13 protein-coding genes and 1 tRNA gene are annotated in these 14503 nt (G+C 60.5%); 11 read left to right on the forward strand and 3 right to left on the reverse strand.

Going from position 1 to position 14503, the window contains the following annotated elements; translation table 11 throughout:
* The 10 genes from Q0G85_RS06060 (at position 1) to Q0G85_RS06105 (ending at position 10209) form a co-directional block, all read left to right on the forward strand.
* On the forward strand, positions 1–333 hold the full coding sequence (locus tag Q0G85_RS06060) for an oxidoreductase (protein ID WP_297155722.1): 333 nt from the start codon (positions 1–3) through the stop codon (positions 331–333).
* Positions 334–747: 414 nt separating this feature from the next.
* On the forward strand, positions 748–2262 hold the full coding sequence (locus Q0G85_RS06065) for a response regulator transcription factor (protein WP_297155724.1): 1515 nt from the start codon (positions 748–750) through the stop codon (positions 2260–2262).
* 168 nt (positions 2263–2430) lie between these two features.
* Positions 2431–3273 carry a 2-C-methyl-D-erythritol 4-phosphate cytidylyltransferase gene (ispD, locus tag Q0G85_RS06070; protein ID WP_297155727.1) on the forward strand — a complete coding sequence of 281 codons (843 nt, stop codon included), beginning with the start codon at positions 2431–2433 and terminating at the stop codon, positions 3271–3273.
* 3 nt (positions 3274–3276) lie between these two features.
* Positions 3277–3771 (forward strand): 2-C-methyl-D-erythritol 2,4-cyclodiphosphate synthase, encoded by a 495-nt coding sequence (ispF, locus tag Q0G85_RS06075; protein WP_297155749.1) that lies wholly within the window; start codon positions 3277–3279, stop codon positions 3769–3771.
* Between the two features lie 36 nt (positions 3772–3807).
* A complete protein-coding gene (gene cysE, locus Q0G85_RS06080) occupies positions 3808–4536 on the forward strand; it encodes a serine O-acetyltransferase (RefSeq protein WP_367116873.1) in 729 nt (242 codons plus the stop codon).
* A 54-nt stretch (positions 4537–4590) separates the two neighbouring features.
* Entirely contained in the window at positions 4591–6108 is a 1518-nt protein-coding gene (cysS, locus tag Q0G85_RS06085) for a cysteine--tRNA ligase (RefSeq protein WP_297155751.1), read from the forward strand.
* A 57-nt stretch (positions 6109–6165) separates the two neighbouring features.
* Positions 6166–7641 carry a peptidase U32 family protein gene (locus Q0G85_RS06090; RefSeq protein ID WP_297155753.1) on the forward strand — a complete coding sequence of 492 codons (1476 nt, stop codon included), beginning with the start codon at positions 6166–6168 and terminating at the stop codon, positions 7639–7641.
* 508 nt (positions 7642–8149) lie between these two features.
* A complete protein-coding gene (locus tag Q0G85_RS06095; RefSeq protein WP_276998991.1) occupies positions 8150–8455 on the forward strand; it encodes a CDP-alcohol phosphatidyltransferase in 306 nt (101 codons plus the stop codon).
* Between the two features lie 154 nt (positions 8456–8609).
* Positions 8610–9473 (forward strand): Mrp/NBP35 family ATP-binding protein, encoded by an 864-nt coding sequence (locus Q0G85_RS06100; RefSeq protein WP_297155755.1) that lies wholly within the window; start codon positions 8610–8612, stop codon positions 9471–9473.
* Between the two features lie 660 nt (positions 9474–10133).
* Positions 10134–10209, forward strand: a tRNA-Ala gene (locus tag Q0G85_RS06105).
* Between the two features lie 182 nt (positions 10210–10391).
* Here the strand turns inward: Q0G85_RS06105 and Q0G85_RS06110 are convergent.
* Together Q0G85_RS06110 and Q0G85_RS06115 are read right to left on the reverse strand one after the other, a co-directional pair.
* Positions 10392–11300 (reverse strand): LysR family transcriptional regulator, encoded by a 909-nt coding sequence (locus tag Q0G85_RS06110; protein ID WP_297155757.1) that lies wholly within the window; start codon positions 11298–11300, stop codon positions 10392–10394.
* Between the two features lie 145 nt (positions 11301–11445).
* Positions 11446–12567, reverse strand: coding sequence for a 5-methyltetrahydropteroyltriglutamate--homocysteine S-methyltransferase (locus tag Q0G85_RS06115; protein WP_297155760.1), 1122 nt, complete (start codon positions 12565–12567; stop codon positions 11446–11448).
* A gap of 581 nt (positions 12568–13148) precedes the next feature.
* Between Q0G85_RS06115 and Q0G85_RS06120 the strand changes: the two genes are divergently transcribed.
* The gene (locus tag Q0G85_RS06120; protein ID WP_297155769.1) at positions 13149–13352 is read left to right on the forward strand and encodes a molybdopterin-binding protein; all 204 of its coding nucleotides are present in this window, start codon (positions 13149–13151) and stop codon (positions 13350–13352) included.
* A gap of 38 nt (positions 13353–13390) precedes the next feature.
* Here Q0G85_RS06120 and Q0G85_RS06125 read toward each other — a convergent pair whose 3' ends face one another.
* The gene (locus Q0G85_RS06125; RefSeq protein WP_297155763.1) at positions 13391–14164 is read right to left on the reverse strand and encodes a helix-turn-helix domain-containing protein; all 774 of its coding nucleotides are present in this window, start codon (positions 14162–14164) and stop codon (positions 13391–13393) included.
* Positions 14165–14503 lie beyond the last annotated feature (339 nt).

Below are 14503 nucleotides of genomic sequence, written 5' to 3' on the forward strand. Positions count from 1 at the left end.
ATGAGCGGATACGGTATTCTCATCGACTATAACTGGTGCACCGGTTGTCATAGCTGCGAAATGGCATGCCAGATGGAAAAGAAGCTTCCCATTGGCCAGTCGGGAATCCAGGTGTGCGAAATGGGCCCCTGGCAAATCGAGGGCGACCATTGGCAATTCGACTACATCCCCGTGTTCGGTGATCAGTGCGACGCTTGCAAGGAGCGCACCGAGCATGGCAAGCTTCCCGCCTGCGTGCATCATTGCCAGGCGCAATGTATGGAGTACGGTCCCATTGCCGATCTCGCGGCGAAAATGACGAATGAACGAAAGCAGACGCTCACGGTGCTCTAGCCCTTTAGTGGCGTTGAACGTGATTCTGCGAACGGCGTCAGCATAAGGGTGAGAAAGCGGGGCCTGTCGGCTAACGATTCTGAGGCGAGTGGATTGCGGATGAAAAGCGGGGGATTCTTTTCGCGTCCGCTCGCCGCCAATTAGCGTTTGAAGTAAAATCTATTGTTGCGACACAAGCGAATAACGAAACCTGTTTAGGAGAAGTTCCTTTGGCAAAAGGTGCTTCTCCTCTTTGCTCATACTCCTAAACAGGAAAGAGCTTGTGTCGCAACAATGAGGGATTCACTTTTGCGGATGCGTCCCTCATTGAGGGGCGCATTTTTAATATGAGGGGTAGGGCCGGGTGCTTGGCCCTTTGGAGAAGCGGGACGATTCGATAGTTGCCGTGTCGAATCAAAGCTAAAGGGGGAATTAATGGACGATCTGTCGGACAAGAGGACGCTTTGCACGTTGTTTTCCTCGGCGTTCTATTGGGCGTCGCTTTTTCTGGCGTACTGGAGTTCCTCGGTTGTGGTTGAGGAGCCTCTGGCGTTCAGGCTGAAAGGGTGCGCCCTGCTTGGTTCGGCGGTTATGCTTGTCGTCTGGTTTCTCGTAATGCGTTCCGGCAAGGGGAAGGTGTTCGACAGATTCGTGTTTATGGCTTTGCCCTTCGTTTTGTCGCCGCTGGCAGGGATAAGTGCTCTGCTGCTTGCTTTTCCCATAGGGGGTTTGCTTCCGCACGCCATCCACTATGCGCTCTGGTTTCTGTTCGGCTGCGGCGCGGCCTTCATCTTGATTCATATGGTCTACGGCGTTTTTCGCATCAAGCCCGAGAGCGCCTTTCTGCTCCTTGCGTTTTCGACGCTGTTGAGCTGTTCCATTGCCACATTTGCGTGCATGCAGCCAGGGCGATCCTTGCCAGCAATCGTTTCCGTTCTCGTGCTTCCGGTCCTCGCATACTGGCTCTCGATTGTCGGATGTAGGCAAAAAGACCTTGCGCTTTGTGTCGGGGAGGGGGTACCCGAGGGGCTCGCAAAGGCTGACGAAGAGGGCGTCCCGAGTGGAATCCTCGGGCCGTCTCCTGTGCGTAAGATTCCAAAAAGGGCTTTCCTGTTCCCCCTTATGCAGATGCTCTGTTACAGCATTACGTTCTCGTTTGCTCTGTTCATAGGTTTGAATGGCGGCCAGGAGAGCATGTCCTCGGGGTTCATATGGCTCGGGGCCATGCTGTCGGGCGTTTTCATCCTGCTCTACGGGTTGTGGTTCAAGGAGCGCGTGTCGCTTAACCTGATTCAGTACGTTCTCTTCGGCATTGCGGCGCTGGGCTTGGCTCCGCTTGCGATGTCGAGTCAGTTGCACGTCAACTTGCTTTTTGCGAGCTGCGTGCTTCTTATGTTCAGCTTCACCAGTTTCGATATGCTCAGCATGAGCCAGCTCTTGTCGATGATCGACGAGTACAAAATTTCTTATCCGAAGTATTTTGCGCTTGGCAGGCTGAGCAACGCGGCGGGCATGTTTCTCGGCTGGGCGCTCGCGCTCGGGGTTATGCTGGTCGACTCGGCGTTCCCTTCTTGGCATCTCTCCCAGGTGCTTCCGATTGCCATGATCCTCGTGCTGATGTTCGTCGTGATGGCGTTCTCCTACGATTCGATGAAGGGCTCCGACGCCAAAGACGGCGAATCGCCTGCCGTCCCCGCTGCCCCTGCGGCGTGGAAGACTGCGTGCGACGACGTGTGCGAACGGTATGCGCTGTCGCCCCGTGAGAGCGAGGTGTTCGCCCTCTGTGCGAAGGGGCGTGATACCGCTTTCATTTGCGACGAGCTCTGCGTGTCCAACCATACGGTCCGCAGCCACATTTATCATATCTACGGGAAAATGGACATCCACTCTCAGCAAGACCTCATCACGATTGTCGAAGATCGGGTTCGGGAGATCAAGGCGGGTCGCTAGGTAGTCGCGACGGCCTGTGGGCCCCTTTGCGTCGCCCTCTTTCAACTTGTTATGCGGAATGTCTCCGCTTGCAAACAGCTTGCCGTAAAATAGCATGAAAGAATGCGTTGCGTCGTCGGCGGTGCGCTTGCGTTCCCCGAAAAACCGACGGACAAGGGAAGGACTCTCATGCCGAAAACGATCGACCCCATCTATACGCCCTCCGTGCTCGATATGCCGGACGCGATGTTCGACGATCTCGACTTCGACGCGCTTACGAAAACGGTGTGCGGCCTGCAGGGCGTTGTCGACCCCAAGCCGAAGACGGCGGCTATCATCTTGGCGGGCGGCTCGGGCGAGCGCTTCGGCCGCGAGGGCGGCAAGCAGCTCGTCGAAATCGCGGGCAAGCCCATTCTCACCTGGTCAGCCGAGGCCTTCGATGCCGTGGGCGACGTCGGGCTCATCGTTATCGTGTGTCCCGAGGATCGCCAGGAGGAATACCTCAATCGCGCGGTCAACCCGTTCCCATTCGTCACGCCCATCGTGGTCGCGCCGTCGGGTCCCTCGCGCCAGGAGTCGGCGTTCTCCGGTCTTGAATACGTCACCGACGAATACGAGTACGTCGTGCTGCATGACGGCGCGCGCCCGCTCGTGTCTCCCGACCTCATTCTGCACACCATCAACACCTGCAAAGGCAACATCGATTGCGATGGCGTCATCGTGGGCCACCCCGCGGTCGATACGTTGAAGATTGTGGAAAACGGCGTCATCATGGGCACGCCCGACCGTCGCGTGTTCTGGGATGCGCAAACGCCGCAGGTCTTCCGCACGGGAATCTACCGCCGCGCGCACGCGAGCGCGCTTTCCGACGGCTTTGTGGGAACCGACGACTCGTCGCTTATCGAGCGGTTGGGCGGCAAGGTGCTCGTGGTCGAGGGCAAGCGCAACAACATCAAGCTCACGGTGCCCGAAGACTACATGATGCTCGCCGCGGCCGTGCGCGCGCTCTATCTGAAGCAGCCGGAGGAGTAACCGATGGACCCTAGGAACCTCCGAATCGGCCAGGGATACGATGTCCATCAGCTCGTGGAAGGGCGCAAGCTCATCATGGGCGGCGTCGACATTCCCCATACGCGGGGCTTGCTCGGGCACTCCGACGCCGACGTCCTTGCGCATGCTGTGGCCGACGCGCTTTTGGGTGGCATTCGCGGAGGAGACATCGGCAAGTTGTTCCCCGACACCGACCCCGCCTATGAGGGCGCCGATTCCATGAAGCTGCTCGCCGCGGTGGCAAACCTTGTGCGCGAGCGCGGCTACGAGATCATCGACGTCGACAGCGTCGTCGCGGCCCAGGCGCCGAAGCTGTCCCCCTATCGCGACCAGATGCGCGAGAACCTGGCGCGCGCGATGGGCATCTCCCCCGAAAACGTGGGCGTGAAGGCAACAACGACTGAGCATTTGGGCTTCGAAGGTCGCGAAGAGGGCATTTCTGCCACAGCGGTGGCTCTTCTCGTTCGATGTACGGATTGAGTTTGCTATAATCCTACTTGAACAGAGGGGTTTGCTATGAATATTTTCAAGACGATCGCCGAAGACGTCCGCGCCGTGAAGGAACGCGACCCTGCCGCGCAAAGTTCCTTCGTCATCTGGCTCACCTACCCAGGCCTTCATGCGCGCTGGTCGCATGTGGTCGAGCACTGGCTGTGGAATCATGGCTTAAAGAGCCTCGCACGCATCTCGTCGCAGTTCACGCGCTTCATGACGGGTGTGGAAATCCACCCGGGCGCCCAGATCGGGCGCCGTTTCTTCATCGACCACGCGATGGGCGTCATCATCGGCGAAACCACCATCATCGGCGATGATTGCACGCTCTACCAAGGTGTTACGCTTGGCGGCACCGGCAACGAGACCGGCAAGCGCCATCCGACTCTTGGCAACAATGTCATCGTGGGTGTGGGCGCGGCGGTGCTCGGCAACATCACCGTCGGCGACAATTCCAAGATCGGAGGCGGCGCCGTGGCAGTGAAGGACGTGCCGCCCAACTGCACGGTCGTCGGCATTCCGGGGCGTATCGTCAAGCGCGATGGCAAGCGCGTCACGAGCGAACAGTCTGCCGCTGCGAAGCGCATGGAAAATCTTCCCGATATCGTGGAAGAGCAGCATCGTTCCAACTGCGCGCGCATCGACTACCTGGAGGCGCAAATCGCCGCGCTGCGCGACGAGGTATGTCCGCAGTTCAAGAAGGCGCTCGCCGACGTTGAGCCTGTGGACCCGGAGGATTTGGAAGAGAACTGAGCGCCCCGCCCGCGAGGTGCTTTGCGATAATCACGAGAAAGTATTAGGAACCTTATGATTAAGATCTACGACACTAAGCTGCGCCAAAAAGTCGAGTTCCAGCCGAAGGAACCCGGCAAGATCAGCATGTATGTGTGCGGCCCGACCGTCTACAACCGCATCCACATCGGCAACGCGCGCACGTTCATGAGCTTCGATGTCATCCGCCGCTACCTCATGTGGCGCGGCTTCGACGTGACCTACGTGCAAAACGTCACCGATGTCGACGATAAGATCATCAAACGTGCAGGTGAAGAGGGCAGAAGTGCGGCGGAAGTGGCCGCCGAGTACACCCAGGCGTTCATCGACGACATGCACGCCGCAGGCGTGCTCGACCCTGACGTGCGTCCGCGCGCCACGAGCGAGATTCCCGACATGATCGCGCTCGTGCAGGAGCTCATCGACGGCGGGCATGCCTACGAGGTCGAAGGCGACGTGTACTTCAGCGTGCGCTCGTACCCCGCTTACGGCGAGCTTTCCGGTCGCAACATCGACGAGATGGAATCGGGCCACCGCGAGCTGCGCGCCGACGGCCAGGGGCTTGAGGCCCGCAAACGCGATCCGCTCGATTTCGCCCTGTGGAAGGCCGCCAAGCCCGGCGAGCCTTCGTGGGACTCCCCCTGGGGCAAGGGGCGCCCGGGCTGGCACATCGAGTGCTCGGCCATGTCGCGCAAGTACTTGGGGCTTCCTTTCGACATCCATGGCGGTGGTGCTGACCTGGTGTTTCCGCATCATGAAAACGAGCGCGCGCAAAGCGAAGCCGCGTGCGGCTGCACGTTCGCGCGCCACTGGATGCACTCCGGCATGCTGCAAATCGCCAACGAGAAAACCGGCGAGATCGAAAAGATGTCGAAGTCGCTCAACAACTTCCTGCTTCTGCACGAGGCGCTCGAAATCGTGCGTCCCGAGACACTGCGCATGCTCATGCTGCAGACGCACTACCGCAGCCCGCTCGTGTTCGGCGATGCCCGCCTGGCCGAGGCCGACGCGGCGCTCACCCGCATCGAGAACACGGTGAAGAACCTCGAGTGGCTGCTCGCGGCGGCAACGACTGAGGCGGATGCCGTGCTCGATGCTGCGGCGATCGAGGGCGCCACGCAGACGGCGCGCGCCGCTTTCGTCGACGCGATGGATGACGACTTCAATGCCCCTGCCGCGTTGGGTGCTGTGTTTACCCTGGTGGGTGACGTGAATAGCGCAATCGCGGGCAAAGAGCCCACCGCGGCCGACGTGCCGGCGCTTATCGCCGCGCGCGATTCGATCGCGGAGCTCATGGGCGTGTTCGGCATCGATATTGCCGCAGCCACCGCCGAGGGCGACGCTTATCCTCCCGAGGTCGTGGACCTTGCTGCCGAACTTGCCGGGTACGCGGGTGGTAACGCGACTGAGGCAGTCGAGGCGCTTGTGGCCCTTCGCGCGGAGGCTCGCGCTTCGAAGGATTGGGCTCGTGCCGATGCCGTGCGCGATGGCATGGCGGCGCTCGGTCTCACGATCAAGGACACGCCGCAAGGCCCTCAAGTGGAAATGGCGTAGCGCGCAGGCGCCTTTGGACAAGCGGAAGAGCGTGATCATCTGAATACCCAACGCAACATGGAGCTCCTTGCGCCTGCAGGGGGTATCGAACAGCTGCGCGCTGCCGTGCGCTTCGGTGCGGACGCGGTGTACCTGGCATCCGATCGCTTCGGCATGCGCGCCCGTGCGGCGAACTTCGCGCTTGAAGACATTCCCGCTGCGGTGGAGATCGCCCACGCTGCGGGCGTGAAAGTCCACGTCACCGCGAACATTCTCATGGAACAAGGCGACCTTGCCGCGCTGCCCGACTATTTCCGGGCGCTCGATGCGGCGGGAGTCGATGCCTTCATCATCGGCGACTTGGGGGCGGCCGCCATCGCTCGGCGCGTGGCTCCGCGCGTCGCCCTTCACGTGTCGACCCAGGCTTCCGTCGCCAATTCCGAGGCCGCGCGCGTGTGGTATAGCCTGGGTGCGAGTCGCGTGGTGTGCGCGAGGGAGATGTCGCTTGGCGATATCGCCCGCATGCGCGAGGACATGCCGGCCGATATGGAAATCGAGGCGTTCGCGCATGGTGCCATGTGCATGGCGGTTTCGGGGCGCTGCCTCATCAGCTCCTATCTCACCGGGCGCTCGGGCAACCGCGGGCACTGCACGCAGCCTTGCCGCTGGAGCTACACGCTTGAAGAGGAGAAGCGCCCGGGCGAGCATTTTCCCATCGAGGAGGACGGCCGCGGCACCTTCATCATGAACGCGAAGGATATGAACATGCTCGCTCACCTCGACGCGCTGCGGGCGGCGGGCGTGGACTCGATCAAGATCGAGGGGCGCAACAAGAAGGCGTTTTACGTGGCCAGCGTGGTGAACGCGTATCGACAGGTGCTCGACGGCGCGCCGGCCGCCGATTTCGCGCCCGAGCTGGAGGCGGTGTCGCATCGCCCGTATGGGACGGGATTCTTCTTCGGCGAGGCCGAGCAGGCACCCGACTACGACGGCTACGAGCAGCAGGCGATGCACGTAGCCGATGTCGTCTCGTCGGATGCGGGGGCTCGCACCATTGTTGCGCGCTGTCGCAATCGCTTTGCGGAAGGCGACGAGCTTGAGGTCCTCAGCCCGCGGGTGCCTGTTTCGTGCGTTGTCGTGCGCAATCTTACGTGGCTGCCCGACCCTACGGAGAGCGACCCCGACCCCGCGCCGGTTCCCGTGCCAGTGGCGAACCGCTCGTGTGGGATCTACCGCTTCTCGGTCGAGGTCGGGGCCGCGATTGGGGCCGAGGCTGGGGCAGCTGACGACGCTGACGCTGGGGCAGCCGTCGAGACCGCTACCCGCACCGATGATGGGGCAGCCGATGCTGCTGTGACCTGCGTGGGCACCGATGCCGCCGTCTACGTCGGGGCCGCCGCTGAGGCTGAGGTCGAGGCTGGGGCCGCGATCCGCGCTGACGCTTCCGCCGCCACCCGTACTGATGATGGGGCCGTTGCTGCTGGCTCCCTTCCCGCTGCGGGGGATTTCCTTCGCGTTCGTCGCTTTCGTCGCTCGGCTCGCTCGGGCGCGTAGGGCAGCGTGACGCCCGCGATCGGCGTGAGCCTTCGCGGGCGTCACGTTCCCATTTTGGGACACACGGATCCGAGCCCTCGAGCGCTATGGAATCGAAGTTGTCTCTCGCAATGACGGGTTTTCTGAGCGCTCGAGCGCGGAAGGCGTGCGACTTTCTGCGTCCGTTTTCTCGCCCCTCCGTGTAAGACGGCGATTTCTTCCCGCGCCGTCTCGCCAGCTCCCAACTCCCAACTCCCGAGAAGTCCTCCTCGCGCCGTCCCTCCAACTCCCGAGAAGACCTCCTCGAACCGTCTCGCTAGCTCCCGGCTCCCGATTCCCGACCCCCGACTCCCAGCTCCCGACTCGTTTTCCCCTCCCTCATAGCTACGCCCGGGGGCGTGATATTGCGACTTTCACGTGGGATTTCGAAAAAGCGCCTGGTGCTCGCTAATTCTTCTGCCAGCCCTTAAAACTCCGCGCGCTTCTTGATATCATGTTCCCAAGGTAAACCCGAAGAAAGGGGTAGCTTATGGGAACAAAGGCGGTCGATGCTCTCGAAATATCCTTTGAGGATATGCCCATGTACCTACGCGCCAAGCATTCGGTGTACATGGACGTCAACGGAGCGAGCTATTACCTCACCGATGTGAACGATCGGTATTGGCGCGCGCAGGACACCTCCCAGAAAAACGAGAAGGGCCACTACGTCGATTGCAGTGAGCTCGTGCCGACGGTCGGCGAGTTCCTCGATATTCCCTTCGTGGATGGCAAGAGCCTGAAGGAAGTGTTCGACGACGCGACATTCTACGCATCGGAAAAACCCGAGGACGAATAAAGGCGAGGGCCTCTTCAACAATCAAATAGCAAAACCTTAAGGCGGCTTCGGCCGCCTCTTTAATTGCTACTGTTGTGATATCATGCGACACGTAACAATGGCCGCGCCAGGGGGAGCGACCTTCAGCTTAGATGACGAGAAAGAGAGTAGTCTAATGGCAGAACAACAAGAGTGCTCGCATTCGTGCGGCAGCTGCGGCGTTGAGGGCTGCGGCGAGCGTACGGCTCCTTCCAAGTACGCGACCAACGCGGCGAGCAACGTGAAGCACGTGATCGGCGTTGTGTCCGGTAAGGGCGGCGTCGGCAAGTCCCTCGTGACGAGCCTGCTCGCAAGCGAGCTGCGCAAGAAGGGCTTCAACGTCGGCATCCTGGACGCGGACGTCACCGGCCCTTCCATCCCGAAGACGTTCGGCGTGACCGATAAGCTGCATGCCGACGAGACGGGCATCTACCCGGCGCTCACTGACAGCGGTATCAAGGTCATGTCCGTGAACCTCATGCTCCCGAAGGGCGATATGCCCGTCGCATGGCGCGGCCCAGTCGTCTCCGGCATCATCAAGCAGTTCTGGGACGAGACCAACTGGGGCGATGTCGACTACATGCTGATCGATATGCCTCCGGGAACGTCGGACGTGTTCCTCACGGTGTTCCAGATGCTGCCGGTTGACGGCATCGTCACTGTTTCCGCACCTCAGGAGCTCGTTGCCATGATCGTCGGCAAAGCGGTCAACCTGGCGCACGACCTGGATGTCCCCGTTGTGGGGTTGGTTGAGAACATGGCGTACTTCAAGTGCGACGAGTGCGGCAAGGAGCATCACATCTTCGGCGAGCCTCAGGGTGCGGCTGTTGCTGAGAAGTACGGCATCCCCGCGGTGGCTACGCTGCCGATCGACCCGAAGTTCGCGGCACTCTGCGACGAGGGCAAGGTCGAGGAATACGACGTTGCCGGTGCACTCGACGACATCATCGCCCACGTGGAAGCCGCGAAGCGCGAAGAGACCGGGGAGAAGGCCGAATAGCGCTCGCGAGAAGGCTTGGCCCCCAGGGGCAGACTTCTCAAGCGTGTGATTCACCAAGCGCCGCCTCGCGCAATGGGGCGGCGCTTTTGTTTTGGGGTGAGTAGCGGAGTTTCTGTACGAGAATGACGTTTTGTTATATAGGAACTGTGTGGAATTCCTCAAATGAAGGGAATTTGAGGAATAGTGTAACTTGATTTCGCTTTGACTGTGACGTTTTCGGTACAGGTAAAGCGGAAAATGGGGTAGTATCACCATTTCTTCATAACTTATCGTCAATCTTGTACAAAAAGTAGCCGGGAGATCGGCTGGGGTGCCAGAGCCATCTCGGGTTTGCGCTTCGCGTCGTTGCATTCTCGCGCTGGACAGCATCTCGTCGAGTTGACGTTCGGTTGCGCGTTCGATCGCCAAGCTGCTCGATGAGATTGCGCTGAATTTTCCGATGGCTTTTGCAGAAGAATGGGATGACACATGCGCATGTTCTTGCGTGCGGCTTATCGGGGCATGGGGCATCTTGCGGCGTGGGTGACACCTTGCGTTCGTTGGCGGTGGCGCGGCCACTGCGAGTGGCCTCAGAAGGCTTCGGTAAGCTCGTTGAAAATTTTTCAAAAAAGTGCTTGACCGAAATCGCCGTTCTGTTAATATAGTCGATGCACCTTTTACGGGGAATTAGCTCAGCTGGGAGAGCGCATGGCTGGCAGCCATGAGGTCAGGGGTTCGAACCCCCTATTCTCCACCATGAATTCAATCGCTGGTCGAGCAATCGACCAGCGATTTTTTATTTCCAGTCTCGTTATTTGTGCCACGTTCGCAAAACGGGGGTAGCGGGTCGTGTTCAGGATGCGCTTTGCGAAGGGCAACTCGGTTTTACGTCGCTAGTTCCCGGTCGTGTTGCGATCTCGCTCTTTCCTTTCTTCCGAATCATACGCTTTGCGGGATGTGACGTTTGATTGCCTCTCGGTAGGCCTTCCCGTAGCGTGTGGGCGTGGTGTTTCTGCGGGTGATGATCCCGATGGTCATCGATTCGTCCACGTCCAGCGGAACCGAGATGATGTTCTCGCCGTTGAGCTCGTGCGATATGACCCCGCTGCACACGGTGTACCCATTTAACCCCACGGCCAGGTTGAACAGCGTCGCGCGGTCGCGCACGCGGATGTTTTTGCGACGGTCGAGCGTGCTGAGCAGTTCCTCGCTGAAGTAGAACGAGTTGAAATCCCCCTGTTCGTAGGAAAGGTAGGGGAAGTCGTCGAGGTCCTCGAGTGTGACTGACTCACGTCCCGCAAGCGGGTGCGCGCTTGAGATGAACACGTGCGGCTCGGCGGTGAACAGCGGTTCGAATACGAGGTCCTGGCTGCGCAGCATCTTCCCAATGACCTCCTGGTTTCGCTGGCTCAGGTAGATGATCCCCAGCTCGCTTTTCATGCGGGACACGTCCTCGATGATTTCGTGTGTTTGCTCCTCGCGCAGGGTGAAATCGTAGCGGAAGGCGTTGAACTCGCGAATGACGTCGACAAATGCGTTGACCGCAAACGAGTAGTGCTGGCAGGAGACGGCGAAGCGGGGAACTTGTTGCGCCTCGCCCTTGTATTTTTCCTCGAGCAAGTCGGCCTGCTCGAGTACTTGCCGAGCGTATCCCAGAAACGTCTCACCCTCCGACGTCACCACGACGCCTTTGTTCGTGCGCTCGAAGATGACGACGCCCATTTCCCGCTCCAGGTCGTGGATTGCGGCGGTGATGGAGGGCTGGGACACAAACAGGCGCCTCGACGCTTCGGTGATGTTGCCGACTTCGGCGACTTTCACGACGTATTTCAGCTGCTGCAGTTTCATGGGCGCTCCTTGCGTGCGGGTCATCCAGCTTCAAGGATAGGGGAAAACGGCGTTCTTGCAGGCGTTTCGCGCAAAGAATGCAAAAGGGGGAGAGCTGGCGTGCTCCCCCCCCGGTATCGCACGCGGGTCGCACGCGCACATGCAGTTAGTCGCCCCAGACTTCTTCGGCGATCTCGCGTACGAGCGCCACCTTCGCCCACTGCTGCTCCTCGGTGAGCTTGTTGCCAATCTCGCAGCTCGCGAATCCGCACTGCGGGGACAGGCAGAGGTTTTCCAGCGGTACGAACTTCGCCGCCTCGTGGATGCGTGCGATGACGGTCTGCTTGTCCTCGAGTTCGGCGCGCTTCGTGGTGATAAGCCCGAGCACGACCTTCTTGCCCGAAGGCACGCTCGCAAGCGGCGCGAAGTTGCCGGAGCGCTCGTCGTCGAACTCAAGGAAGAAGGCGTTCACGTGCTCGTTTGCGAGCAGCGCGTCGGCGACGTCGTCGTAACCGCCTTCGCAGGCCCAGGTGCTGTGGAAGTTGCCGCGGCAGACATGCGTGTTGATGCACAGGTCGGCGGGCGCGGCGTCGAGCACGCGGTTGTTCACGCGCAGCAGCGTTTCCTTGATGCGCGCGAGCCCCGTTTGATCGGTGCCGAAGAAAAGCTCCGCCTTCGGGTCGACGAGGCATCCCCATGAGCAGTCGTCGAACTGCAGGTTGCGGCAGCCCGCAGCGTAAACCTGCTCGATGAACGCCAGGTAGGCGGCGACGATATCGTCTTCCAGGAGCGCGTCGCTTTCGTACGCGGCGTCGGTCGCCTTGCGGTTCATGGGCATGATGAACTGCTCGATGAACTGCGCAGGTGCGGGAATCGTCAGCTTCGCCGTGGTGTTCTCGTCCTCGAATGACTGAACGAAGCGGAAGTGCTCGACAAACGGGTGCTCGCCCGCAAGCGAGACCTTCCCCGTCAGGTATGTGTCATCGATCTTGGCCGCCTCGCCGTGGAACGGTAGGCCATCTTCGGTTGCGGAGTGGCCGATGCCCTCGAATGCCCACATGAAGTCAAGATGCCAGGTCGCGCGGCGGAACTCGCCGTCGGTGATGAAGCGCAGGCCGGCCTTCTTCTCCTTCGCGATGAGGTCGGTGATGCACTCGTCCTCGATGGCCTTCAGGGCTGCCGCGTCAATCGTGCCCGCGGTGAAGTCCTCGCGTGCCTGCTTCAGTTTTGCCGGGCGCAGGAAGCTTCCGACGACGTCGTATCGATTCGGTCCATAGTTCACTGTCATTGTTCGCCTTTCGATTAGATGCTTGCTCGTGCTCGTCTCGGAGCCGCTTTCGTTCGGCACCTGACGTCTGAGTTGTCGCTGCGTTTATGTCGTTGTGAAGTATAGTCATGCGCTCGGAAATCGGAAAATATGTGAATTGATACATTTGTTATAGGAAATGCCTATCGATAGATACGGGAAAGCGAAGGGGAATGTGTTGGAAGACGGGGTGGGGCCCGATGCAAGGCGGGACGGGGAGGCCGGTCGAGCGAGACGGGGAGGCCGGTCGGCAGCGCGGGGCTTGCCTGTTGCGAGACGGGACGTGATGGGGCGGGGTCGCGTTCGCTCGTTTGCCCTCGTCTTCGCGCTAGAAACCTTCTTCCTGGGTGTCGTTTCGCGGCACCTCGCCGCCTGTTCGGTCTTCTTTTTTGGGACGAAATGAAACGAAACGTGACGACAGCTGTGAACGTCGCTTGACGCCGCGGCCTCCCTTCTCTGCCCGTGCGATTATACGGGTGTCGCCGAACGAGAGGCGAAATCACCACAGTAACGCGGAGCCATAGGGGCGGCTCCTCATCAAACGAAAGGATCGCATCACGAAGATCTCCGCTCGCAACCAGATCGAGGGCACGGTCGTGAAGGTTCAGGAAGGCGCCGTGAACGGCCATGTGACCATCGAGGACGAAGAGGGCGTGCGCATCTCCGGCTCCATCACCAACGAGTCCATCGAGGCGCTCGGCCTGAAGGAAGGCGGCAAGGCCGTCGCCATCATCAAGGCAACCGACGTCATGGTCGCCGTCGACTAGCGATTCTTTTGCCTGCTGCGCGCATTGCGCGAGGTGAATTATGGAGCCTCAAGCCCAGCGAGAAGGGGTTTGAAGCTCTTTTGCTGTTTGCACGCCTGTTTCGCTCGGCTCTCGCTGCGGCTTGCGGGTGCTGTGATCGCGGCCTTGTCGCCGCCTGCGTGTGTTACGAGCCTCAGCTTGCCGCCACTTGTGCAATTTGCGCGCCTTAAGTTCTTTCGTCGCCTACGGGCGCGGGCGGTCTGGCTCGCGCTTGCCGCGGCCTGTTCCCCTCCCGCGTTCCGCCGCCTGCCATCCCTGCTAGCACTCGTAGATGATGGCTCCCGCGTTCGCCGCCTCGTAGCCATCGAGCGCGTCGCGTTCGTCCGCTTCCCGTACAGGTTGACGAGCGCGGTGTAGCTGCCCACGTAGGCGCGTGAAACCGGCAGCCCGGCAGCGGCGAGGGCATGGGCGATGATGTCGCCGGAGACGTCGTTGCCCGCGATGACGAAAGGCTCGCGATTGTCGAGCGAGAAGGCGCGGGGTATCCCGTTTGCGCTTTCGAGAGCGACGGCGGGGGAGGAGCTTGCGCTTGCGGTTGGGCAAGAACCTGGGAAGCGTTGCGGCGCCAGCGAGTTGCGCGGCGTCGGTGCGCCTTGCGACGCCCGCAGGCTTGCGCGCGTGTATGTCTCGACGTCGCGCAAGGTAAAGCGAAGTTTTCGCCCCACTCGGTATGATGCGAGCTCTCCCGACCGCGCGAGTCGGTAGACGAAGTTTTTCGAAACTCGCAGCATTTCTGCAACTTCTTCGGCAGTAAGCGCATCGTCGTCGAACATGACTCTCCTTCGTGTTTGATTCCAAGTCGGGATAATAGCACTTCAAGGATAAGCCTGGCTACCGCGATGGGCATCGGCGCGGCCCGACGGCGCTGGGTTGTTTTCGTAGCCACCTATCGGGTTGATTGTGACCCGTGGCAGGTGCGGCTATCGGCCCGCAAGCGCAATGATTCGAGGAGGGCGGAGGCGGTCGAACTAAGCCCAAATACAGCCTGATTCAGGCCTAAAGGCAACCTGCCACTAGCGACAGTTGCAAGTGAATCAACGCAGGTGGTTTGTGTGCCTTTTGCAAAACCGCAGGTCGCAAGCCTGCGCCATCGGCAGGAAAAGTGAGCAGTC

It is taken from the genome of uncultured Ellagibacter sp., from assembly GCF_934617235.1.
Taxonomy (GTDB): Bacteria; Actinomycetota; Coriobacteriia; order Coriobacteriales; family Eggerthellaceae; genus Ellagibacter.

Excerpts from the sequence above, each read along its gene's own strand:
- Q0G85_RS06060 (WP_297155722.1), top strand. The coding sequence starts at position 1 with ATGAGCGGATACGGTATTCTCATCGACTATAACTGGTGCACCGGTTGT.
- Q0G85_RS06065 (WP_297155724.1), top strand. The coding sequence starts at position 748 with ATGGACGATCTGTCGGACAAGAGGACGCTTTGCACGTTGTTTTCCTCG.
- ispD (WP_297155727.1), top strand. The coding sequence starts at position 2,431 with ATGCCGAAAACGATCGACCCCATCTATACGCCCTCCGTGCTCGATATG.
- ispF (WP_297155749.1), top strand. The coding sequence starts at position 3,277 with ATGGACCCTAGGAACCTCCGAATCGGCCAGGGATACGATGTCCATCAG.
- cysE (WP_367116873.1), top strand. The coding sequence starts at position 3,808 with ATGAATATTTTCAAGACGATCGCCGAAGACGTCCGCGCCGTGAAGGAA.
- cysS (WP_297155751.1), top strand. The coding sequence starts at position 4,591 with ATGATTAAGATCTACGACACTAAGCTGCGCCAAAAAGTCGAGTTCCAG.
- Q0G85_RS06090 (WP_297155753.1), top strand. The coding sequence starts at position 6,166 with ATGGAGCTCCTTGCGCCTGCAGGGGGTATCGAACAGCTGCGCGCTGCC.
- Q0G85_RS06095 (WP_276998991.1), top strand. The coding sequence starts at position 8,150 with ATGGGAACAAAGGCGGTCGATGCTCTCGAAATATCCTTTGAGGATATG.
- Q0G85_RS06100 (WP_297155755.1), top strand. The coding sequence starts at position 8,610 with ATGGCAGAACAACAAGAGTGCTCGCATTCGTGCGGCAGCTGCGGCGTT.
- Q0G85_RS06110 (WP_297155757.1), bottom strand. The coding sequence starts at position 11,300 with ATGAAACTGCAGCAGCTGAAATACGTCGTGAAAGTCGCCGAAGTCGGC.
- Q0G85_RS06115 (WP_297155760.1), bottom strand. The coding sequence starts at position 12,567 with ATGACAGTGAACTATGGACCGAATCGATACGACGTCGTCGGAAGCTTC.
- Q0G85_RS06125 (WP_297155763.1), bottom strand. The coding sequence starts at position 14,164 with ATGTTCGACGACGATGCGCTTACTGCCGAAGAAGTTGCAGAAATGCTG.